Here is a 19,794-nt window from a genome sequence, read left to right as displayed (position 1 = left end):
TAGTGCATTTTTTTCTAATCCTTAAGTTTCTTGTCCCCTATATTAGAACCTGAAAAACAGTTGCAAACTACCGTAATTTGGCTGAACCGACGTCAGAAGATTACTATCCCAGTTGTAGGGGACGTGATGATAAGCAGCTTCTAGTCCTACATAGGTTTTTCCCGATAGATGGCGCATAACGGACAGTGCCAGGGTACTCCGCATCGTGTTGATATAGAAATAGCGAACATTCTGCGTTTCGTAATAGTCATAACCATCATCGTAATAGCTTTCATTGACTTCTGACAACCCGGTGGTTGCTAGTTCCCAGAATAGCCCAGCCTTAGGCGCAATAATAAATTTATCATTGTCAAAAATCTTGTACCCGACTGTCCCGCCAATACCTAGACTCGCAGTTGATCTGATGATTTCTACGTCGTCATATAGCCTATATTCCACCTCCCTGTCATGGCTGGTATTGATACGTACCTTTAAACCCGCTTCAAACAAAAAGGGATTGGAGAGTCTAGAAGAAAATAAAACACCGAGAGTGGGGCTTGTTTTAAATACGGGATTGGACCCAGTTAATGGAATTTCAGCGCCAGCATAAATACTCACGCCGTGTCGATATTTATCGGGAGATCCGGCTATTGGCTTGTCCTCACTTGGTACTACCGACGGAGAAATCCCGCCATGAAGTTCATAAAACGCATCGATATCGTCGGCAAACAACAGCGCAATTTTCTCTTCCTGTTCGGTCAAATTATAAGAAGGGGAGTTTAAAAGTGCTAACGCTTTCTTTTTGATGAGCGGATCAATAGGGTGTCTTAAGGGAACAAAATCAAAATCTGCTTTGTTGTTTTGATATATTTCCACATACTTTTCTTCTACCGAATAATCCCAACGCATTACCAATATCTCTTGGTAATTTTTTGCTAAATAATCCGCGATGATATCTCCGGTAGTTTTTTTCTCCACCAATGCACGGAGAATGCGAAGACGCTGTGTAAACTCATTCTCGCCACATACGCTTTGAATGGTATTTAAGACAGTTTCCAGTTGTTCAAAATCATTCTTGCGAAGAATATCAACCAGCTTGTCCAAAGCTACTTTCGTTACCTGTTCGCAATCTTGCCATCTTCTAGATACCCGGTATTCTTCCCCATAACTATGCATGGGAAGGGAAGCAAGCTGTATAAACAGAAGAAATGTTAAAAATTTAGCCATGGTGCAACAAATCGCAAACCAAAGTACGGAATTAATTGTTTATTTTTCTTTTTCTCCGCGAAAAAGAAACAAAAAGCTCCTATGTTTATCCTATCATACAATTGTATTGTCCCATCCTTAAACATGAATGTCGCATCCAAATGTTTTACAACTGTACCAATTCATCCTTAGTACCATCCCAGATGTAAAACATTTGAAGCGACGATTTTATGAACAAGTGTTTGTTTTGGTGTTCATGAGCTCCTTTCAGTCGGTTTGCGCTCCTTTTTCTAAAAAAGGAGCATAAGAAAAGCTACTTTTGCAGTATGCGTTCAATTTTTCGTTTTAAACAGTTTGAGATAGATCAAGGTAATTGTGCGATGAAAATCAATACGGATGGTGTATTGTTGGGAAGTTCAACTAATTTTCCGGAAGCAAGACGCATATTGGATGTCGGAACGGGTACTGGTGTTATTGCATTGATGCTCGCACAAAGTCATCCGCATGCCCTTATCGATGCTGTCGAAATTGAAGAAGATGCTTGTCAGCAAGCCAATATTAATTTTCAAAAATCAGATTTTGCAGAACGTCTGCAGGTATTTCCAGGTTCATTTGCTGATCTCCAACCGGAATTAGCTTATGATTTGATCGTATCGAATCCACCGTTTTATACGAATTCACTTCATAATCCCGATACGCGAAAACGTCTAGCAAAACATACGGACATATTGTTTTTTGAAAAACTGTTGTCTTTTGTATCGCGTTACTTAACAGATAACGGGCAATTCAAACTGATCATTCCGGTCGCGTTGGCAGACGAAGAAATTGCGCCTATACTTGCTGACTATAAACTGTATGTGCAGGATGAAATAGCCATATCGTCTTTTTCGAAGGAATTGCCGATTCGGAAAATATGGGGGATTGGAAAGAAAGAAGTACTCTTGGAAACACAGGCTTTTCATATTTATGCAGAAAGAGGTATTTATTCTGCCGACTATAAAACATTATTAAAGCCTTATTTTTTAGCATTCTGACATGACAAAAATTGGACTTATATCGGATACCCACGGTCTTTTAGATGATGCCGTTTTTAAATATTTCGAACGGTGTGACGAGATATGGCATGCAGGAGATTTTGGATCGGTCGCCATCGTCGATACACTAGCCGCCTTTAAGCCTTTTAAGGGGGTGTGGGGTAATATTGATGGAAAGGATGTACGTGCAGTATGCCCAGAGCATCAACGTTTCTATTGCGAAGAGGTAGATGTATGGATGACGCATATCGGAGGTTATCCGGGGCGATACGCGGTGCAGGTAAAGCCGGAAATTGTTCTTCATCCGCCGAAACTTTTTATCTGTGGACATTCTCATATCCTAAAGGTACAGTTTGACCCAAAACTGAGTTTGTTGCACCTCAACCCCGGTGCCGCCGGTAAACAAGGCTGGCATAAGGTACGCACGTTAATGCGTTTTGATATCAACGGCGATAAAATAGAAAACCTGGAAGTAATTGAGTTGGGCGTACGATAATTCGTAAAACTTACAGGCTATCCCGAACCTCTAATAAGAACTTTTTTAATCGTTCCAACGAATCAATAACCCGCTGGTTCTCTTTTACTTCATTTTTATTGGAGCGGATATAATCTCTTGCTCCCTGCAATGTATATCCCTTATCTTTTACCAGATTGAAGATAATTTTTAGATTAGCGATGTCGTCTTGCGTGAAAAGGCGATTTCCCTTTTTGTTCTTTTTGGGTTGTATAATATCAAACTCCCGCTCATAAAAGCGTATCTGTGATGCGTTTACACCAAACATGGCGGTCACTTCACCCATGGTATAGTATAGCTTGTTTATTTCACGTTCTTTGTACGGCATATCTTCCAAGAATTTGTAACCTTAACAAACAAATATACAATCTAAGTTTGGATTTTAAAATATATCCAACAACTCCGCGTCATTGTTCTACGTTACAAGATAAGCAGGAATATGATCTAAAAAGCAAAGGCCATTGATAACTGAAATACGCTATTGGAAAAATCGTATTCCGTACTAGAAGAGTTTACAAAAGAATTTAGCCCATATAAATATCGACAACTGATTTGATAAGTGTAAGATAAATTAATGCCGATTCCGCCAAAAACAGCAGCGTCTATTTTAGATAATTTTGCATCTGGATTTTTAGTGGTGTAATAATCTTGGAGGTCTATGCTCTCTTTGGTTTCTGTATCTTTCATTTTAGCAGCGGCCAAATAACCGAACTGCATTCCGCCTTCTAGATACACGTTATCCAAAAATGGTCGGTCGCTCCTTCCCAATCCGAGCTGTAAGGAAATCGGGAGGGCAAGATAATTCAGCCGTATCTCTTGCTTATCGTCACGTAGATCTGCCCCGTGCGCAGAATACAACAACTCAAACTGTGCACGACCTCTCGATTGGGGGGCGAACGCGAAATTGTAAAACAGACCACCATGAAATGTAGTCAATGTCATGGATTCTTCATGCAGACCTTTTATATTGGGGAGATTTAAACCTCCTTTAATTCCGTACATTGTTTTGCCGGGCTGGGCGTGTGCTATGCCACACAGACATATACAGATGACCAATAATTGTAAGTTTTTCTTCATGTTAATAATGTGTTTTTATCGTGTAATGAGATGGTAAAGATACACGTGATTGCCAAGCAATGGAATACCCAGTAATGGGTATTTTGAAAATTCTTGTTGACATGCCGTTACACGCGCAAGTCTCTTTGATAAACCGGAATGGATATATATACCTCCCTTTTACGGAGGTTTATGTTTTCAGCGTTGGTATTGTACGACTCGGAAACCTATACTGAAATCCCGTTCGTTGGGATACAATTGTGTGATACTGTTCCACTGACATTGCGCAAAATGACTGTCCCAGCTGCCTCCTGCCGCGGTGCGCTGTTTATTATCTTCTGGTTCGTCCAACCATTCCCATACGTTGCCCTGCATATCGTAAAGCCCAAAGCCATTCGGTAGCTTTTGCCCGACAGCTTGCGTGCTTTCCGCTGCATTTTCACCCCACCAGGCGACTTCATCGATCACCCGTTCCTCCAAGTTGTCCAATGCGGCATACTGCCATACATGCTTGGGCGGCAGATCATACCCATGTCCTGTCTGCTTACTCAGCCACAGCACATAGTCTTTTGCTTCTTTCCAGGTGATTCCTACTATCGGATGGTCGGCATGCCAGCCCCAGGGCGGAGCAGGGGGCATCGGTTTTTGTTGCGTTTTGCAGTAAGTGCGATACTGCTGCACGGTAACCGGGTATTTGCCCAGCCAAACCGGACGGGCTTTGATTTCCGGCATAGGCATCATCTCCGGATAGCTTTTGTTCGCTTCTTGTTTTCGAATACGGAAGTTGAGTCTATTGTCGGAGTCCTGTAATGCCCGCTGTACATGCAGGGCTTCTCGATAGCTCCCGAGCGGAAAGGTTAGTATTTGGCGTTCTTCGGTACCGGTTTCCTCACCATGGATATCATCGCGCAGCACAACTGTTAACGGCGTATGGAAAGTCAGTACCAAGGCGACAGCGGTATCATGCGATATAATATCCATCGTCTTGATTTGTGTCAGTTTGAGGTCGTACTCGGTGTAGATCGAGTTTTTCTGCTGGATGACCGTAAAGCGATCGGGAAACATTGTGTCGGCAAAGCGAAAATATTGCGCGAAATCTGACGGGGCGATGTACTCGGTCAAACGCGTTTCCAAAAAGGATTTCAGCGAGCTTGCCGGCTGGGCAAGGCTTATGCTGCTCAGCAGGCTGAGTATAAAACAGGATAAGGTATTTGTTATTGGATTGTTCATGTTTTATTATTTGTTTTTTCTAATAGGGATGCATCGGCTACATACAGTATCATGTACGGATTCTTCTTATCCGTTTTCTTCATGACGATGTAGAAAGGCTTATCGAATACGAGTCTTTTGGGAACTGGAGTTTCTTCCGGAGGAGAAGCACCATCATTGATGATGATTTCTGCCTCTGTTTTCATGCTGATGCCGTCTTCGTTCAATGCGTCTTTGACCGTTTCGCTGCCATCGAGCATACGGAGGTCTTTAGATTCCGTTTTTACGTCATCCGATAAGCGAAGTTCTTTGCGGATAGTTTGCCAGGCGAACGGGAAGCTAGCTGCGTATAAAGCGTTCTGATTTGCTGGAAGCACCTCTTGCATAGTGGGGGTAAAGTAAAGGTCGGAGGTGTCTGGTGTTGCTGCATAAACAATTTGATTTCCGCTGGTCAATTGACAGCGTGTAGCTAGTACGGTCAACAATAACCAAAATAGAATCAAGGACGTCTTTGTGTACATGGAACAAATCATTTTTTTATCTTCTTTCTGGAATTTCTACAACGGGATTATCTTCACCTACCTCCCATCTATAATGTTTGCCCGATTTACCTACATAATATAGAGAGCCCACTTCCTGTTTTGTCCCCGTTTTATAGGTCGTGATTGTAAAAGGACGACCGGGGCCATAGGTTTCGTATGCTCTTTGTTCGCCTGCCCGGAGCCTACACAAGGGGTTTGTCTCCCGATCTTCACCGTAATCACATCGATTGGCCGACCCAAACAGTGTAATATCAAAATCGTATGCATTATATACATGTATTGTAAATGGAGGGATATCTTCTCTTTTGCAGCTTTGAATAGCTAACAACATGCATAATATCCCGATACAAACGGAAGTTCTCCTATTTTGGGCTTTATATTTTTTGTCCGTTTTCATCCTCCTATCTAATTTCCAATTTCCAATCTCTATTCTCCAGTACCCCCTAACCATTCTTCTTCCAATGTAAAAACGATCAGCCACTCCAGCTCAATGGGGAAAATCAAGACCTCACCATGCCAGCCGTTGAACAGTTCTTCGTGTTCGTGGTTGGAAAGCGCGGCAAGGGGTAATTGCAGTACAACCCCGTAGTTTAGGTAATATATGTATGCTTGTTGGTCTTGTAGACCGAGTGCCTGCATTACTTGCTGTAATCCATCACGGAAGCCGTTTTCCGGTCGTACGCCATTGTAATTTGCATATTCCGGTAGATCCGGTACATACCGCAGTGGGTTGGTAGACGGGAACCGATTGAACATCGTGTCAATCAGCTGTTCCAAATAGGGCTTTTGCAGATGGGTGGACTGGAACCCATAGGTATCGTAGGGTGTCTTCGTAATAGCCTGTTCTACATAAAGGAGATATTCTGCAGGTACATATACGATTCCGGCGATCTGGTATGTAACCTCTTGCTGGCGTAAATAATCAAATATCTCCTGCACAGGTGTTATATAGCGTTCAATATAGGTTTCCGCTTTTATCTCGACCTGTAGCTGTTGGCGTCGTTGCTCTAAAAGTAAGCGTTTGTTGTTATCCATCGTGATGTTCTTTCGGTTCGTTTTATGCCATACAAAAGCAAAACAAGGATCGTCATCCACTTTTGTTTTCAATCTAATTGTTGAATTGGGCTAAAATTAAAGGTTTCCATTATCTATTAAAATACCCAATGAAAGGTATTTTTCAAGTATCGAATTTTTTATTATATTTGTAATAGTTGTTAAGGTTTAATGAAAGATGAATTACTCGATATCATTTCAGGAAAGAGTCAAGTTAGGTATGGAGCAATTATCCAAGCAATTGCCGGTTACCTTAGAGAAAGCACGTCAACAAGCAAAAGATCTAAAGACCAAAAGCACCTCAAAAAACAAGAAGAAACGCATATAGAAAAGTTTTGTGCGCAACACGGTCTTTGGATGGAAAATGTAGATTTTTCATGCTACGTGAGCGAGGGCGCTGAACAAAGAGTGTACTTAAAAGATAAAAGACACGTCTTTAAGTTGAACGATGCTATATACTATAACTCTTGGATAGATTATTTTAAGAACCTTATTCTTCATAACTATTTTTTTGCCGATACGGCATATGAACTTCTGGGCTTTGTAAAAGAGCGAGGAATACTATATGCTGTTGTTCAGCAGCCCTTTGTGAAGGCAACTGCTCCGACAGAATTAGAGAATGTAAGGCGTTTTTTGACAGAAAATGGTTTTACAAATACCCGTAATAACGACTATTTTAATGCTGAATTAGGGATTATATTAGAAGACCTACACGATGAAAATGTACTTACCCAAAATGGGATGCTCTATTTTATTGATACGGTCTTTTATTTAACTGGACATTTCTGGAGTTCAAACTAAATGAAACGTTAATAAAATAATCTTTTATCTTCTTCGGCACCCGATTAATAATACTTTTAATCTATCTCCAATAGCTCCGTATTGCTGATCCATAGCACCAGATATGGCGAAATATTATCGTCCCGTTTTTTGACGACGATATAAAAGGGCTTATCCAGTATTATGTTTTTCGGTTTAGAGCCTCCTCGGGGCAGACCATCTATATCCACCCCAATGTCCATTTCGACTGCCAGTTTGGTGCCTGTTTCGTTCAGCAAAAAGGCTGTTTTATGCTGTACATTAGCCAATGTCAGCTGCTCATTTCCATTTTGTAGCACACCGCCGGATAGCTGCGGATATTCCCCTTGAACACCCAAGGCTACCCGAGGAATGACCACGCGGTCATAAGGTGTCCAGCTATAACGCCATAAACGATCCGGAACAGTCATGTCCGCCCGCCCGTGCTGAATTTCTTCTTGAAGATCGACATACATAGCGGCCAATGTCGGGTACTTCTTGTCGGTTCTGTAGATTAAAACCTGTTGTTTCCGGTCGGTTGGAAGTAAACCGATAATGAAATGATCATCGTCGCGATAGCGGTGGATTTCGATTTGCTTATGCAGACGGTCAAAGGAATTTTTGCTCATACCGAATGAGTTCACCGGTATACCATTAAACGTGGCACTGGTAGCCATGTGTTCAAAATACGGTTCAAACAGGAGCGTGACGTCTAACGTTGCCGTTAAGGATATGGTGTTTTCGTCACGGTGTACAGCTGTTTGAAATTGTTTTTCATTGACACTGTTTTTGTCCACCGTGGCATGAGCAAGCTGTTGTAAAGTCTGCGATCGTTCGCTAGCCTGAATGGCTTTTCCAAGTTGTTCCTGCAAAGCAGACCAAAGGAGGGGGAGGCTGGCATATACCGCATTTTTATCGGGCTTTATGGTTTGTTCCATAGTGGGAAGCCAGTGTGTGTTGGGATAACTTGCCGGAGGTAATGCAGTGGGCAGCTGTTGGAGCCGGCTTTTGGATGTGATTCCGCAGGACACGGCTAGAAAGCATAAGCAAAGAAAGAAAATAGGGCGTAAGATAGCGTGCATGATCATATATAGTTAATCAACATGGATTTCCAATCGGTTGTTTTGACGGAAGCAATCCGGTTCGGTTTCGTCCAGGCAGAGACGGTTTTTCCGCCCAATACCGACCGCTTTGATGATATCGCTTGAAATACCGGCGTTCACCACATATTGTTTGATGGATGATGCTACCTCTTGTGCATAGGCCGTTTCTAGTGTATCGTTGCGGTTTTGTTGGTGGCTATGTATGTGGAAAATGTAACGAAAGCCTTCCTTTTCGTATGTTTTGATGACAGTAATAACACTGTCCAGCGCGGCATAGCTTTCCGAGGGCAATATGGAGGTGTCGTATGCAAATCGAATATTTTTCGTGAGCTTTTCTAAGTGGTTGTTTGCTTCGATGGCGTACATAGCCCGTGCGGCTCCCCGCCCATCAATATAACCGCTTTGCTCGTATCGTATACGTTTATAGATTATCCCGGAAGCTGTAACAAGTAATGTTAGCATGACAATAATAATGTAGACTCTTTTCATGACTTGCTCAGTTTATTTTTTTAGGGTTAAAATTAGAGGCTTTTCGTCAGCAAGAAAATACCCACTAGTGGGTATTTTCTAATATACTAGGGAGCGTAACCAGCTATAACCATCCTTTATCCACCGCCAGTAATACCAGCTCAGCAATGTTCTTACTTCCACTTTTGCGTAATATATTCTTCCTATGCGTTTTTACGGTTTCGGCACTGATATAAAGCGAATCGGCAATTTCTGTTGACATTTTTCCCTCGATGATTAAATTTAAGACTTCTTGTTCGCGTTTGGTTAGGATTGGTTTTACAGGTTCAAAAACAACATTCGACTGTACATTATAATAAGAAGGTTCATCGTTTAGCCCTATGATATTTAGCACGGGCTTACCTTCCTGTTTCATATGGGAGATGTCGGTATGCACACCAAGCGTACGGAAAATAGAACCCGTTTCACTTGTTTGAATAGGTGTGACTTGTTGTAACATACGCATATATTTGCCGTTACTCGCGCGAAAACGGATGTCGTAGGAAGTTTTATAATGCAGTATCTTTTCGACAGGTAAGTTGAAGTAGAAATCCGTAATGGTATTTTCAAAATTTAAAAAGTAGGAAACATCTTCCGGATGCAGCCTGTCCACTAAAAATCTTGGAGAAAGGGAATCTAACGGGTACCCGGTCACTTTCGATGCACGTTCATCTAAAACCTCAAATTCACCGGTTCCACAGTTAAATATATAGTAATAATGCGGACCTACGTGGAAAAGATCCAATAACCGGCGATGCATTTCCAGTTCAAAGACAAACCCCTCGTCATCATCAGACTTTACTATACGTTGCCATATCTCCTTTGCTTTATTGAAGCTGAGAATTTCCATAACTTTATAGTTAGATAGAACTATAAAGTTATGGAAAATGTAGTTACTTGTTGTCGGTTATTTTATAATACTCCCATTCTCCACGCCGTCCGGAGAGCAAGTTTAATGCTTAACTAGCTTTCTGTCAGGTCTGTTATATTAGGTTGGACAGCTCGCTTTCACATTTAGATAGGATGATCGTTTATGTTGCTTCCGGATCACATTCTTCATATTCCGTGTCGTAAGGAGAGAAGTTCAGTCGCCCGACCTCTATGAGAAACTCTTCTGAATTACTAAACAGCTGGACGGGTTTTGATGCTCGATTGGCCGGTAAGCTTGTTCGCCGGGCGTGATGCATGTCTTCGTCCTGTTTGGAACCTGCCAACGCATAATCGAAGTAAATCGTTCGCTCATATCGATTTTTGAATTGTATTTCGAAAATCTGACGAGTGCCATGTGTACGTATATATCTATATCGATATTCGACCTTGTCATAACAGGGGCTTTTCTTCCAGTTGCTCCATTCCGCTTGTACGGTACTGTTAAGTGAGCAGATGATCATATATAACGTCAGTAATGTTTTCATATATGCTTATTTTATTCCAAAATCATAAGAAAGTTGAAGGCCAAAGAATCCCGTTTTATTGCCCCAGTCACTTCTTTCTAAAAATCCGGCGTCTCCGAAAATGGATATACCCAATCTGCTCATTTTATCCGGGCTCATCGGGAAGGTGTATCCGACCCCCGTCTTGATGCCAATGTCAAAAGGCTTGCTGTGTTCGTATGTTTCCGTAGTGTATCCATAATCATCATAATCTTCGAACGAATACTTGAGGTTGTTGGAGATACTGTAGCGGACTGACGGCTGAAAAAAGAAATTGAATCCGGTCAAGTAATATCCTTTGGTAGGTGCAACATAGAACTTGCCGAGAAGCCCGAGGCTTAAATCGGTGGTTTTATCCGGTGCTTCTTCATCAAAGCTCCAAGGGTCAACGTAATTGGCAATACCTAACGATACACCAAAAACAGATCGTTTTGTCCCTTTGTTAAATCCTAATAGTGCTTCAGCTTGCCAGGTTGTTTTTCCGATGAATTCCAGCGCGTCGGCGATTGCTCCTTCCTCGGCAAACGATCCTGAGCCAATCGATGCGGCGATACCGAAACTTGTATAATCTATCACATCATCGGGGATCATTTTCGGTTCTTTTACCTTGGGGGCTGCGATGGGGTCTTGTCTACTAGTTATAGTTGCTATCGTCTGTTCAGCTCCTGCTATTGCATAATCATTGACCGGAGCGTTTGCGGATGCAACAGCCTGTTGCCCGTAATACCCGGAATTGGACATATCAAAGAGGCTGATCAAGTGGCTGTTCTTCCCAGCTTTCAACGTCAGTGTATCAGCTACATTGCCATTTTCGGCATATTTCGTCATCACTACTTTCTGCTCTCCCTCGTTGGGCAGGGGGACGCGTACATAGCTGATCTGCGAAGGCAGGCTCTGCCAGTTTCGGGTATCGGCCTTTTCGATAGCAGCTCCGGCAATATCCGTGGCGGTACCGACGATGTCGCCGGCTAAGCCTCCCCCATAATGATTGGCCAGCATCTTCAGTCCTTTGCTAGCGGCTTTTTTTGTCGCTAACCGTGCTACCGTTTGAACGACTTCGCGCATAGCACGATCTTTTAAGGACTGTTTGGCGATAGCATTGAAATCCTCTGCCAGTTCAAAGTATTTCGGCTGTCCGTCAATCGTTACACTGGCGCGGTGGAAGTAGTTCTTTCCGCTGATGTATTCGGGGAATGCTACAGCATTGAAGCCTATATTAACACCAGCGGGGATGGGGATAACAATCTGCGTTTGGTCATCGCTATATGTTCCGACGAACACGCCTTCGAAGCTGTTGGCCGTCATCATCATCTGGCTCTTTTTAGGGCCGGTTCCGTTTTCCCAGAAGACAATGGCCGCGGCGGTATGTTCATCTTCCGGGACATCCGCGTATTTCTTTTTGTAATGTGCATATTCTTCACCAAAGCCGAGTGCTTTTGTGGTGCGCAGCAGATCTTTTTTCAGCTGCTCGGGCATGGATACATCGAGGTAGACGCCGTCATGGTCATCATAGACTTTTTCTGCATTCCGGTAGGCAATGAAGGCATCGTTCAGCTGCCCGGTAGACTCGTAGATACTGGCCTGCAGGACCTGCGCAAAGGCATCATACTGATATTTGTTTTTATGGTCTTCATAACGGTCATTCAGTTCATTGAGTTTGATGTTGATGCGCCGTGCTTCGATCAGTGCGGTATCGGGAATGCCCAGATAGTAATAATTCAACGCCTTGTAATAGTGGAGCATGACCTTTTCAAAATCTTCCCCCTTGTATTTGGTCATCATGGGGTTGGAAAGATTGGAAAGGGCAATCTGGCCTACGGAATTTTTGATGCCATCATCCAGAAGGATATAGGCCTGTTCGAAATAGCTGTTGCTGCTCCGGTAATTTCCGCGCATGTGCTCGACCTTTGCTTTTTCCAGCAGATATAGCAGCCTGTTGCGGTCTTTTTGGTAGAAACTGATCTGATCGATCCTAGCCGACGCCTGATCAAAATCAGCAAACTCGATATTTTCAAATACTTCGTTGGCTTTATCCTGATATCTTCCTGTAGTGGCACAGGAAGAAGCGAGGACAAGTGCGGTCAGTAGTGAAAGGGTGGGGGTCAATAATTTTTTCATATCCATTTTAGATTAAAGTTAGGGCAATACACCACCATACAGCTCCTAGAAAGCTGTTACTGAACGGGTATGGTGGTGTATAATTGTCTTACCGCATGCGTTTGTTGCCGAGGTATTTTTTGATTTTCTTGTCGCCGATCCACACCTTCTCGTTGCTCTCCAAATGGGTAAGCTCTAAGTTAATCTGGTAGTAAATTGTCTTCTCTTTTCCATATTGATCTACGATTGAATTGATGGTTCCCTGCAGCATAAAATCAGCACCTTTCTCTAGGCCGAAACTCTTCATAGTTGCTTCTGAGGAATAGTTCTGCTGATCTGCACGTTCAGCACGTATCTCTTCCCGTTTGCCTCCACCTTGTACCACGGAGATTCTTCCGGAATTGATCATGCTTTTTTCGATATCTAGGGAGAACGTTTCTGTAGGGATATGTTCGTGCGATTTATTGGTGATCATACCGACGATGATGACGGGTTTCTTCCCTTGGTTGGTAGACGAGAAGGTGTTGTACCAAGGGTGGGATGCCAATTCTGCCGATATTTCTTCAGCCGTGATTCTGGAATCTGTTTCATTCCATCGTCCGCTGAGATCGGTTACCGAATTTTCGGACATACGTTGTACATGGGGTGTCTTACAGGAGCTTGCTGCAAGCAGCAAGGCGAGGCCGAGGTATACAATAGGATTTTTTTTCATTTTTTTATTTTTATGTTATTGAATGGTTTGGTATTACCTTTACAATGATTCCAATACCCAATTATTGTCGTTGTCAAGACGTGCGGTCAGACGTGATTGTGTCAAATTCTCGATCGTTATTTCGAACGTCTCTCCATTCCTGCTTACCTTAACAACCGTTTGCTGGCTGTCTTTCCATTCCCAGGAGTAAACGTCGGCGTCCAGACTTATGTTCGTAATCACTTCGCTGGGCAGGCCGGTTTCGGGATCGTCGGAACTGCTTTGCTCAAAATTTATATACCGCATGATCATCGTTCCCGTTGCGGTAAATGTAAATCCTTCATCTTGCGGTTTGAACCCTTTGCTTTCTAAAACCCGTACGTCCGCTGGTTCATAGTACATCCAGCTTGAGAACCCCCAGTTGCCGACTAGTAATTGCGTCTTTTGCGAGGTAGCTACAGGTGCGACGATGGTCGCGGACACGCTTTGTTCACGGTTGTTTTCGGTAAAGGTGATGGTAAATGAAAAACTCTTTTCCGAGATGCCGCTGATGGTGATACGCGCGATATCGTCTAAAGTAATTGTCTTACCGTCTGTGCTGACGCTGAATTTGCCGTATATTTTCTGGGTAGAGCTGTTTCCTCCTGTTTCGGATTTAAATCCACCGGTGACGCTGAAAAGTGTGGCGCGGGCGGACAGCATAGCTTTGCGTGATGCTAATGATGAGGAACTGGTTACTTCCAATACGTAGGTGTCTCCATCAAGGAATTCCACGCTACGTATTTCACCAGAGGCATTAACATCCCACTTGCCTTGGATTTTCGTTTCGGCATCCTGCTTGTTGGTAGGTAGTTGTTCTTCTGTTGGGTCAGTTATGTCGCCATCGTCATCTCCATCTTTTGAACAGGAAATTGATATCAAGGAAAAGGTTGTTATGATGAACAGTAATCTGGTGAAAAAAGTGAATTTCATCTTGCTTTATTTTAAGGGTTAATATTATATATGTTTATTTTTTTGTTTAAAAACGATATCCTATGGACAGGCCTGTTCGGATACTAGCCCACGGGCTTCGTAAAATATGAATGTCCGCACCATCCTCACGTACATCATAGTCGATCTTAATGCCTATGGGCAAGTCTTCTAAATCGGTCTTTAGATCTGCTAAACTTTCGCGTAACTCCTGTTGTTCTTCAGTGTCCAATGACATATTCCCCTTGACGCTCCCTTTGCTTGTACCATAGCCCGGTCCGAATATGCGCCAATCCAGATAGATATTGCGGGATAGCTTAAAATGGGTGCCCAGGGAGAATCCCGCGGTAAAAGCTTGAATACTTCCTTTTAACGGGATGGTCTCTGTCCGGCTGTATACGTCAGTTCCTCCATCTTCTATGTCGACCTCAAAATCGAAGGGCAGTGAAGTTCCATAACTGGCGTATTTGACGTAGGGTGCAATATAGAATCCGCGGAAAGGTCCTCTTTTGGAAGTGTAAAAACGAGCCTCTGGCGTGATGGAAAAATTGGAACTCTTAAAGTTATCGATGAGGTTATTCAGTTCATCATCATCTACGATGTTTTTTACGGTAGAACTAAAGGGAATCCCTTTTTCTGGTCGTAAGTTTAATGTAGCACCAACCGTGATGTGGTCGGTTAACAGTCGCTCGTATTCGAAAGCAAACTTTCCACCCAGCAAGGTGAGCAGGTTGAATTTGACGATGTTTTTTTCGGCTTCTTCGTTGGAAGGTAGGGTTTGAGCACCAGCTTCGATCGGAAGCAGTGCTAATGCTACAAGTATGGCAATAAATAATTGTTTAGTCATTATATATGGTTATTTTATCGTATTCGTTCAAAGGTTGTATCCGAGTTATGTTCGCCATAAGCATCTGCATGACGAAACATGGTTTTTAGCGTATTCCCTGTCAAAGAATACGTATATTCCGTATTCATCAATATCAGTTTACTTCCATTGGTCGAATAGATACCCTGGGAACGGGCTCCATCTTCATCGATAACAATGCAAGTATAATCTTCATTTAAAGTAATCGAGAGTCCGCTAGAATTTTCCACGCCATCATAAGGTTTTCGCTCGCGAACACCATCTTCATTCTCTCCCCAAGTCCATCCCCATCTTCTGGCAGATCTCATAACCCATACCCCCGCGAGATCATTTTCCTCAATTACTGCTATAAATCGTACCTCAGCGATAGCCGATCCCTGATTGTCCAACAGTTCGGCAATGACCTCCTGATTTCCAGATGTGCCCAATGTCCAGTCGGCGTATGCGGTTCCGGTTCTGTCGGTCGTATCGGCGTGAGGTATCACTTGTCCATTGCCACCGACTATACGCCAGTTGACTTTGGCATTGACCATGGGTTCGCCTTTTTGATTAGTCACTTTAACCATTAATGCCTCTTTCAGCTTGTTGCCATACTGCCCGGTTTGTTCATTGCCGGAGGCAACCTCGAGGCGGTAAGTCTCCTGTTCCCGTCCGTCATACGATGCGTTTATGGTTTGGGTAACGGTATGCTCAAATTCTTCCTGTGTATAGACTATATCGAAGGAAATATCGACGCTATCGATGATAGTTGCACTGCTTGTCGTAAAAAGGATGCCGTTTTCTCCCTGTGCGATCTGTATATCTAGCCCTGTCGGGGAGATATTTGTGATACTGATCTCTTCGGCGTCTACGGATAAGTCTTCCTGTACAAAGTCCGTAGGCATGAAGTCTGATGGTGGCGGAAATATCTGCTGTTCTGTCAGGAGAAGCTGCTGCACTTTCTGCTGCCCGTTATACAGGGGTGTATAGAGCTCAATAAATTTGTGGTAGGTAGCAAAGAACTTACCGAAGAATTCACTCTGTACAAGCGATTCAAGCTCCAAGGCCACACTGCCAAAGGTGAAGGTGATGTCAACTTCCTGAGGGGTATCCTTGATGAATACGATGCTGTTTCCATTGCTCATAGTAGAGATACCTGAAGGTGATGTACTTTGTCTGACATGGTGCGCCCGGAAAGAAAAGGCATCCGATATGGCTATGCCAACAACGTTTTTCATACCCACGACAGAATCCAACATGATACCGAGCATCCGGCCTACCTGCTTAACCATGACGAGGGCATAGAATGTCCCCACAACTGGTGCTGCCGGACCGCTAGCCCAGGAGGCGATAACACCGACGGCTCCGATGGCTCCTATAGTCATGCCGGCAGCAAGAAAATCGGCAGCGTGGCGGTTGATTTCCTGCATCCTTGCATTGCGGTAAGGCCTAGAAGATGATTTCAGGCTGACGCTGCTCTTTTTTTTAATGCCATTGAGCTGGCCGTCCACTGCTGTTGCGGCGAGACTTTTCTCTAGAGCGGCTGTTTCATGCTCTACCTGCTCCATGAACGATTTTACCTGAAAGAGCTGTGCTTTTTTCTCGTCGTCGGTCAGTCTGCTAAATGCTTGTTCAATGCGCAGGTTGATCAGGTTCTCGATTTGCTGGTCGGCTACCGGGGCGTCTTTGTCTTCCACCCAGGCCATGATCTCGTTGTATGTCTGGTCAATGTCGGCAATGGGGGTGTACTGATCAACCTTGATGGGTAGCTGGCCTAAATAGACATCGATGATGTTGAGATCGATGAAATAGTCTCCGGGTGATAAATAAGGCAAGGAAAAAACCAACGTGTTACTACTTGTTTTATAGGCAGGTACTTCCTCGCTGCCGATTCGGAGAAGGTAGTTCTCTCCGGTTATTTTGTTCGCTGTTGTCAATTCAAAAATCTGCCCGGGAAGCCCGGATTTCTTGCTGAGGGAAGTGGTCTCGTCGATTGTTGGTGTTTCGTCCTCATCCGCACCCGGGTTGTCCTTTTCACAGGCAACCAAGGTCAAGAAGCAGAGCGCAAGCCAACTTGTTTTTAAAAGGAATTTCTTCATAATATTTAATCTTAGATTGTCAGTAGCTTTCTTTCAGTAGCTTTCTTTATATTTCAACAAATCTTTACCCTTGCAAACCTACAACGGGATAATAAAACTTGAAATACCCACTACTGGGTATTTTTACGGAAAATCCTATCTTTGAATATGCATATACTTACTTGGATAATAGGCACACAGGAAATTATTATACTTTCTATTCTGATCTTAATTTTGGCTTTTTTTGGAATAGTTTTTAGCCGTCTATTGAAGCGGAAGTGATAGTAACCGATTTCACGAGTATCACTATAAAATATGTACCTTTGCTGGTAGAATAGAAAATTTTAAACTATGAGTACACAAAAAGGTCCTATTTCTCAATTCATCGAGAAAAACTACTTGCATTTCAATGCAGCTGCTTTGGTAGATGCAGCGAAGGGATACGAAACGCACCTATTGGAAGGTGGAAAGATGTTAATCTCTTTGGGCGGTGCGATGAGTACAGCCGAATTAGGAATTTCACTGGCGGAAATGATCCGTCAAGATAAAGTCCATATTATTTCTTGTACTGGTGCGAATCTGGAGGAAGATGTGATGAATCTGGTGGCTCATTCACATTATAAGCGTGTACCCAATTATCGTGATCTGACGCCGGAGCAAGAGCGCGAATTGTTAGACCAACATTATAACCGCGTAACGGATACCTGTATTCCGGAAGAAGAAGCCTTTCGTCGTTTACAGAAGCACTTGGAAGATGTTTGGCATGCCGCAGAAGAAAAAGGTGAACGTTATCTACCGCACGAATTTTTGTACCAAGTAGTAAATTCGGGGGTATTGGAGCAATACTATGAAATTGATCCGAAGAATTCGTGGATTGTGGCAGCAGCAGAGAAAAATCTACCGATCGTATGTCCCGGTTGGGAAGATTCGACAACTGGAAATATCTTTGCGGCCAATGTGATTAAAGGTAACTTAAAAGCTAGTACGGTGAAGTCGGGTATTGAATATATGATCTATTTAACAGAATGGTACCGTGCCAATTCAGAAGGTAAAGGTGTAGGATTCTTTCAGATTGCAGGTGGTATATCGGGTGATTTTCCTATCTGTGTCGTACCGATGATGTATCAAGATTTAGAATGGGAAGATGTGCCTTTTTGGTCTTATTTCTGCCAGATATCAGATTCAACAACCTCTTATGGCTCGTATTCGGGTGCTGTCCCTAATGAGAAAATTACTTGGGGTAAATTAGATATAGACACACCTAAGTTTGTGGTGGAGTCTGATGCGACGATCGTAGCACCGTTGATTTTCTCTTATATTTTAGGGCATTAGTGGATCTTTCCAACCTATGAGTCATTTAAAAACAGATAATCCCATTGCACTTCAAGCTCTTCTATCGGAAACTCTTTTCCTTCCGAAGGAGAAAGAGGAGGCAATGGTTTCATCTGTCGGCAATATAAAGGATGATGCAAGTGGAAAAGAAGCAGAAGAATTTATATATCAAGGCGATAAATCTACAGGTGTCCTCTTTATCTTACGTTACCCCGATTTTCCGTATTTTTCACCACAGGCCCAGGATGCTTTTGTAAAAACGTTGGGCGCGCTTAATCTGTCGTTTGAAAATGTTGCGGTCGTCAACCTTGCAAATTCGCATAATCCCAATGATTTCAAGCGGATCATGCAGTTTTTTCAACCAACTAAGATTACCTTGCTTGGTGTAGAACCTATCTCACTCAAGCTTCCCGAAATTGCACATAACTCCTATATGAAAGGTCGTGTAGCAACGGTCTTCAATACCTTTAGCTTCGAGGAAATGTTTGCTGACATGCAAAAGAAAAGGCTATTCTGGAATGAGTTTAAAGTGTTTATTGGGACGTAAGGAGTTAAAAAATCCTAACCTCTTAACCTTGTCTAACAACAAAAACATGGCATTAGTATTTGCAACGAACAACACCCATAAGCTTGAAGAAGTACAAGCTATTATTGGGGATAAATTCAGTATAAAATCTTTAACGGATATTGGTTGTTCGGATGATATTCCCGAAACCGGTGTGACCTTTGAGGAGAATGCAAAACAGAAAACGGACTATCTTTTCCATAAATACGGGCTGGATTGTTTCGGCGACGACTCTGGGTTGGAGATAGATGCCCTTAACGGAGAGCCGGGTGTTTATTCCGCCCGCTATTCCGGTTCACGTGATATGGAAAAAAATATTGATCTGGTATTATCTAGGTTAGGGGATAATCCGAAACGGACGGCACGTTTTCGAACGGTAATTTCGCTTTTTCTAGACCAACAGCAATATTTCTTTGAGGGAAGTATCGAGGGACGCATCATTCATGAACGCCGAGGTTCGGGTGGGTTTGGTTATGATCCTATTTTTATCCCCGAAGGGTATGATAAAACGTTTGCGGAGATGAGCCCCGAAGAGAAAAATCAAATTAGCCATCGGGCGATTGCGGTTGGGAAATTAGCGGCGTTTTTGAAAGAAGATAATCGCTGATAAGGGGGGAATAGCAAGTTTTTTCAGTGCTCGACGACCTTTTTAGAAAACCTATTTCTTGTTGTTTTGAGGGACTACTTGGCCTTGTCGTCGTAGTATTTTCGCTTGGCGCCGGGCTTCTTGGACATCTTGCGGGGGTATTTGACGATGTGTATGGTCGACTAAGCTTTTTTGTCG

Annotated in this window: 22 protein-coding genes; 6 read left to right on the top strand and 16 right to left on the bottom strand. The window is 43.1% G+C overall.

From position 1 onward, the window contains the following. Positions 1 to 42 precede the first annotated feature (42 nt). On the bottom strand, positions 43 to 1,206 hold the full coding sequence (locus EWE74_RS10870) for a hypothetical protein (protein WP_130141574.1): 1,164 nt from the start codon (positions 1,204 to 1,206) through the stop codon (positions 43 to 45). A gap of 305 nt (positions 1,207 to 1,511) precedes the next feature. Here EWE74_RS10870 and EWE74_RS10865 point away from each other — a divergent pair, with 305 nt between their 5' ends. Both EWE74_RS10865 and EWE74_RS10860 read left to right on the top strand, forming a co-directional pair. Then, the gene (locus EWE74_RS10865) at positions 1,512 to 2,219 is read left to right on the top strand and encodes a tRNA1(Val) (adenine(37)-N6)-methyltransferase (protein ID WP_130141573.1); all 708 of its coding nucleotides are present in this window, start codon (positions 1,512 to 1,514) and stop codon (positions 2,217 to 2,219) included. 1 nt (position 2,220) lies between these two features. After that, positions 2,221 to 2,715 (top strand): metallophosphoesterase family protein, encoded by a 495-nt coding sequence (locus EWE74_RS10860; protein ID WP_130141572.1) that lies wholly within the window; start codon positions 2,221 to 2,223, stop codon positions 2,713 to 2,715. Positions 2,716 to 2,725: 10 nt separating this feature from the next. Here the strand turns inward: EWE74_RS10860 and EWE74_RS10855 are convergent, their stop codons facing one another. The 6 genes from EWE74_RS10855 to EWE74_RS10830 all read right to left on the bottom strand — a co-directional run bounded on the left by EWE74_RS10855 (position 2,726) and on the right by EWE74_RS10830 (position 6,575). After that, positions 2,726 to 3,061: a MerR family transcriptional regulator gene (locus EWE74_RS10855; protein WP_130141571.1), complete on the bottom strand. Its 336-nt coding sequence runs from the start codon at positions 3,059 to 3,061 to the stop codon at positions 2,726 to 2,728. A 116-nt stretch (positions 3,062 to 3,177) separates the two neighbouring features. Further along, on the bottom strand, positions 3,178 to 3,810 hold the full coding sequence (locus EWE74_RS10850; RefSeq protein WP_130141570.1) for an outer membrane beta-barrel protein: 633 nt from the start codon (positions 3,808 to 3,810) through the stop codon (positions 3,178 to 3,180). A 177-nt stretch (positions 3,811 to 3,987) separates the two neighbouring features. Then, entirely contained in the window at positions 3,988 to 5,019 is a 1,032-nt protein-coding gene (locus EWE74_RS10845; protein WP_130141569.1) for a formylglycine-generating enzyme family protein, read from the bottom strand. Next, positions 5,016 to 5,519: a hypothetical protein gene (locus tag EWE74_RS10840; RefSeq protein ID WP_130141568.1), complete on the bottom strand. Its 504-nt coding sequence runs from the start codon at positions 5,517 to 5,519 to the stop codon at positions 5,016 to 5,018. The genes EWE74_RS10845 and EWE74_RS10840 overlap by 4 nt, the downstream gene beginning before the upstream one ends. Positions 5,520 to 5,535: 16 nt before the next feature. Then, the gene (locus EWE74_RS10835; RefSeq protein ID WP_130141567.1) at positions 5,536 to 5,937 is read right to left on the bottom strand and encodes a hypothetical protein; all 402 of its coding nucleotides are present in this window, start codon (positions 5,935 to 5,937) and stop codon (positions 5,536 to 5,538) included. Between the two features lie 29 nt (positions 5,938 to 5,966). After that, a complete protein-coding gene (locus EWE74_RS10830; protein WP_130141566.1) occupies positions 5,967 to 6,575 on the bottom strand; it encodes a hypothetical protein in 609 nt (202 codons plus the stop codon). Positions 6,576 to 6,764: 189 nt separating this feature from the next. On the opposite strand from EWE74_RS10830, the gene EWE74_RS10825 reads away from it, so the two are divergent. Next, entirely contained in the window at positions 6,765 to 7,394 is a 630-nt protein-coding gene (locus EWE74_RS10825) for a putative polyvalent protein kinase domain-containing protein (RefSeq protein WP_130141565.1), read from the top strand. 56 nt (positions 7,395 to 7,450) lie between these two features. On the opposite strand, the gene EWE74_RS10820 is transcribed toward EWE74_RS10825, so the two are convergent. From EWE74_RS10820 to EWE74_RS10780, 9 genes are all read right to left on the bottom strand, one after another. Next, positions 7,451 to 8,473 carry a hypothetical protein gene (locus EWE74_RS10820; protein WP_130141564.1) on the bottom strand — a complete coding sequence of 341 codons (1,023 nt, stop codon included), beginning with the start codon at positions 8,471 to 8,473 and terminating at the stop codon, positions 7,451 to 7,453. Between the two features lie 12 nt (positions 8,474 to 8,485). Then, the gene (locus EWE74_RS10815) at positions 8,486 to 8,983 is read right to left on the bottom strand and encodes an OmpA family protein (RefSeq protein WP_130141563.1); all 498 of its coding nucleotides are present in this window, start codon (positions 8,981 to 8,983) and stop codon (positions 8,486 to 8,488) included. 103 nt (positions 8,984 to 9,086) lie between these two features. Next, complete coding sequence (locus EWE74_RS10810; protein ID WP_130141562.1) at positions 9,087 to 9,851, bottom strand: LuxR C-terminal-related transcriptional regulator; 765 nt, start codon at positions 9,849 to 9,851, stop codon at positions 9,087 to 9,089. 181 nt (positions 9,852 to 10,032) lie between these two features. Continuing rightward, a complete protein-coding gene (locus EWE74_RS10805; RefSeq protein ID WP_130141561.1) occupies positions 10,033 to 10,416 on the bottom strand; it encodes a hypothetical protein in 384 nt (127 codons plus the stop codon). Between the two features lie 6 nt (positions 10,417 to 10,422). Beyond that, positions 10,423 to 12,552, bottom strand: coding sequence for a hypothetical protein (locus tag EWE74_RS10800; protein ID WP_130141560.1), 2,130 nt, complete (start codon positions 12,550 to 12,552; stop codon positions 10,423 to 10,425). Between the two features lie 88 nt (positions 12,553 to 12,640). Beyond that, positions 12,641 to 13,243: a penicillin-binding protein activator LpoB gene (locus EWE74_RS10795; RefSeq protein WP_130141559.1), complete on the bottom strand. Its 603-nt coding sequence runs from the start codon at positions 13,241 to 13,243 to the stop codon at positions 12,641 to 12,643. 39 nt (positions 13,244 to 13,282) lie between these two features. Continuing rightward, positions 13,283 to 14,194, bottom strand: a complete 912-nt coding sequence (locus EWE74_RS10790; protein ID WP_130141558.1) for a hypothetical protein — start codon at positions 14,192 to 14,194, stop codon at positions 13,283 to 13,285. 46 nt (positions 14,195 to 14,240) lie between these two features. After that, positions 14,241 to 15,038, bottom strand: a complete 798-nt coding sequence (locus tag EWE74_RS10785; protein WP_130141557.1) for a DUF3575 domain-containing protein — start codon at positions 15,036 to 15,038, stop codon at positions 14,241 to 14,243. A gap of 14 nt (positions 15,039 to 15,052) precedes the next feature. After that, positions 15,053 to 17,134, bottom strand: a complete 2,082-nt coding sequence (locus EWE74_RS10780; protein WP_130141556.1) for a hypothetical protein — start codon at positions 17,132 to 17,134, stop codon at positions 15,053 to 15,055. A 330-nt stretch (positions 17,135 to 17,464) separates the two neighbouring features. On the opposite strand from EWE74_RS10780, the gene EWE74_RS10775 reads away from it, so the two are divergent. Genes EWE74_RS10775 through EWE74_RS10765 form a run of 3 tightly spaced genes read left to right on the top strand, consistent with a single transcriptional unit; the run spans position 17,465 to position 19,617 of the window. Next, the gene (locus EWE74_RS10775; protein WP_130141555.1) at positions 17,465 to 18,445 is read left to right on the top strand and encodes a deoxyhypusine synthase family protein; all 981 of its coding nucleotides are present in this window, start codon (positions 17,465 to 17,467) and stop codon (positions 18,443 to 18,445) included. A gap of 16 nt (positions 18,446 to 18,461) precedes the next feature. After that, positions 18,462 to 18,992 carry a hypothetical protein gene (locus tag EWE74_RS10770; protein WP_130141554.1) on the top strand — a complete coding sequence of 177 codons (531 nt, stop codon included), beginning with the start codon at positions 18,462 to 18,464 and terminating at the stop codon, positions 18,990 to 18,992. A gap of 46 nt (positions 18,993 to 19,038) precedes the next feature. After that, the gene (locus EWE74_RS10765) at positions 19,039 to 19,617 is read left to right on the top strand and encodes a non-canonical purine NTP diphosphatase (protein WP_130141553.1); all 579 of its coding nucleotides are present in this window, start codon (positions 19,039 to 19,041) and stop codon (positions 19,615 to 19,617) included. The last annotated feature ends 177 nt before the right edge of the window (positions 19,618 to 19,794 follow it).

The organism is Sphingobacterium corticibacterium (assembly GCF_004208525.1).
GTDB lineage: Bacteria > Bacteroidota > Bacteroidia > Sphingobacteriales > Sphingobacteriaceae > Sphingobacterium > Sphingobacterium corticibacterium.
Note: the sequence above shows the minus strand (reverse complement) of the source record. Positions and strands in the feature narration are given on the sequence as shown.

Coding starts and splice junctions, on each gene's coding strand:
- EWE74_RS10870 (WP_130141574.1), bottom strand. CDS start 1,206: ATGGCTAAATTTTTAACATTTCTTCTGTTTATACAGCTTGCTTCCCTT.
- EWE74_RS10865 (WP_130141573.1), top strand. CDS start 1,512: ATGCGTTCAATTTTTCGTTTTAAACAGTTTGAGATAGATCAAGGTAAT.
- EWE74_RS10860 (WP_130141572.1), top strand. CDS start 2,221: ATGACAAAAATTGGACTTATATCGGATACCCACGGTCTTTTAGATGAT.
- EWE74_RS10855 (WP_130141571.1), bottom strand. CDS start 3,061: ATGCCGTACAAAGAACGTGAAATAAACAAGCTATACTATACCATGGGT.
- EWE74_RS10850 (WP_130141570.1), bottom strand. CDS start 3,810: ATGAAGAAAAACTTACAATTATTGGTCATCTGTATATGTCTGTGTGGC.
- EWE74_RS10845 (WP_130141569.1), bottom strand. CDS start 5,019: ATGAACAATCCAATAACAAATACCTTATCCTGTTTTATACTCAGCCTG.
- EWE74_RS10840 (WP_130141568.1), bottom strand. CDS start 5,519: ATGTACACAAAGACGTCCTTGATTCTATTTTGGTTATTGTTGACCGTA.
- EWE74_RS10835 (WP_130141567.1), bottom strand. CDS start 5,937: ATGAAAACGGACAAAAAATATAAAGCCCAAAATAGGAGAACTTCCGTT.
- EWE74_RS10830 (WP_130141566.1), bottom strand. CDS start 6,575: ATGGATAACAACAAACGCTTACTTTTAGAGCAACGACGCCAACAGCTA.
- EWE74_RS10825 (WP_130141565.1), top strand. CDS start 6,765: ATGAAAGATGAATTACTCGATATCATTTCAGGAAAGAGTCAAGTTAGG.
- EWE74_RS10820 (WP_130141564.1), bottom strand. CDS start 8,473: ATGCACGCTATCTTACGCCCTATTTTCTTTCTTTGCTTATGCTTTCTA.
- EWE74_RS10815 (WP_130141563.1), bottom strand. CDS start 8,983: ATGAAAAGAGTCTACATTATTATTGTCATGCTAACATTACTTGTTACA.
- EWE74_RS10810 (WP_130141562.1), bottom strand. CDS start 9,851: ATGGAAATTCTCAGCTTCAATAAAGCAAAGGAGATATGGCAACGTATA.
- EWE74_RS10805 (WP_130141561.1), bottom strand. CDS start 10,416: ATGAAAACATTACTGACGTTATATATGATCATCTGCTCACTTAACAGT.
- EWE74_RS10800 (WP_130141560.1), bottom strand. CDS start 12,552: ATGAAAAAATTATTGACCCCCACCCTTTCACTACTGACCGCACTTGTC.
- EWE74_RS10795 (WP_130141559.1), bottom strand. CDS start 13,243: ATGAAAAAAAATCCTATTGTATACCTCGGCCTCGCCTTGCTGCTTGCA.
- EWE74_RS10790 (WP_130141558.1), bottom strand. CDS start 14,194: ATGAAATTCACTTTTTTCACCAGATTACTGTTCATCATAACAACCTTT.
- EWE74_RS10785 (WP_130141557.1), bottom strand. CDS start 15,038: ATGACTAAACAATTATTTATTGCCATACTTGTAGCATTAGCACTGCTT.
- EWE74_RS10780 (WP_130141556.1), bottom strand. CDS start 17,134: ATGAAGAAATTCCTTTTAAAAACAAGTTGGCTTGCGCTCTGCTTCTTG.
- EWE74_RS10775 (WP_130141555.1), top strand. CDS start 17,465: ATGAGTACACAAAAAGGTCCTATTTCTCAATTCATCGAGAAAAACTAC.
- EWE74_RS10770 (WP_130141554.1), top strand. CDS start 18,462: ATGAGTCATTTAAAAACAGATAATCCCATTGCACTTCAAGCTCTTCTA.
- EWE74_RS10765 (WP_130141553.1), top strand. CDS start 19,039: ATGGCATTAGTATTTGCAACGAACAACACCCATAAGCTTGAAGAAGTA.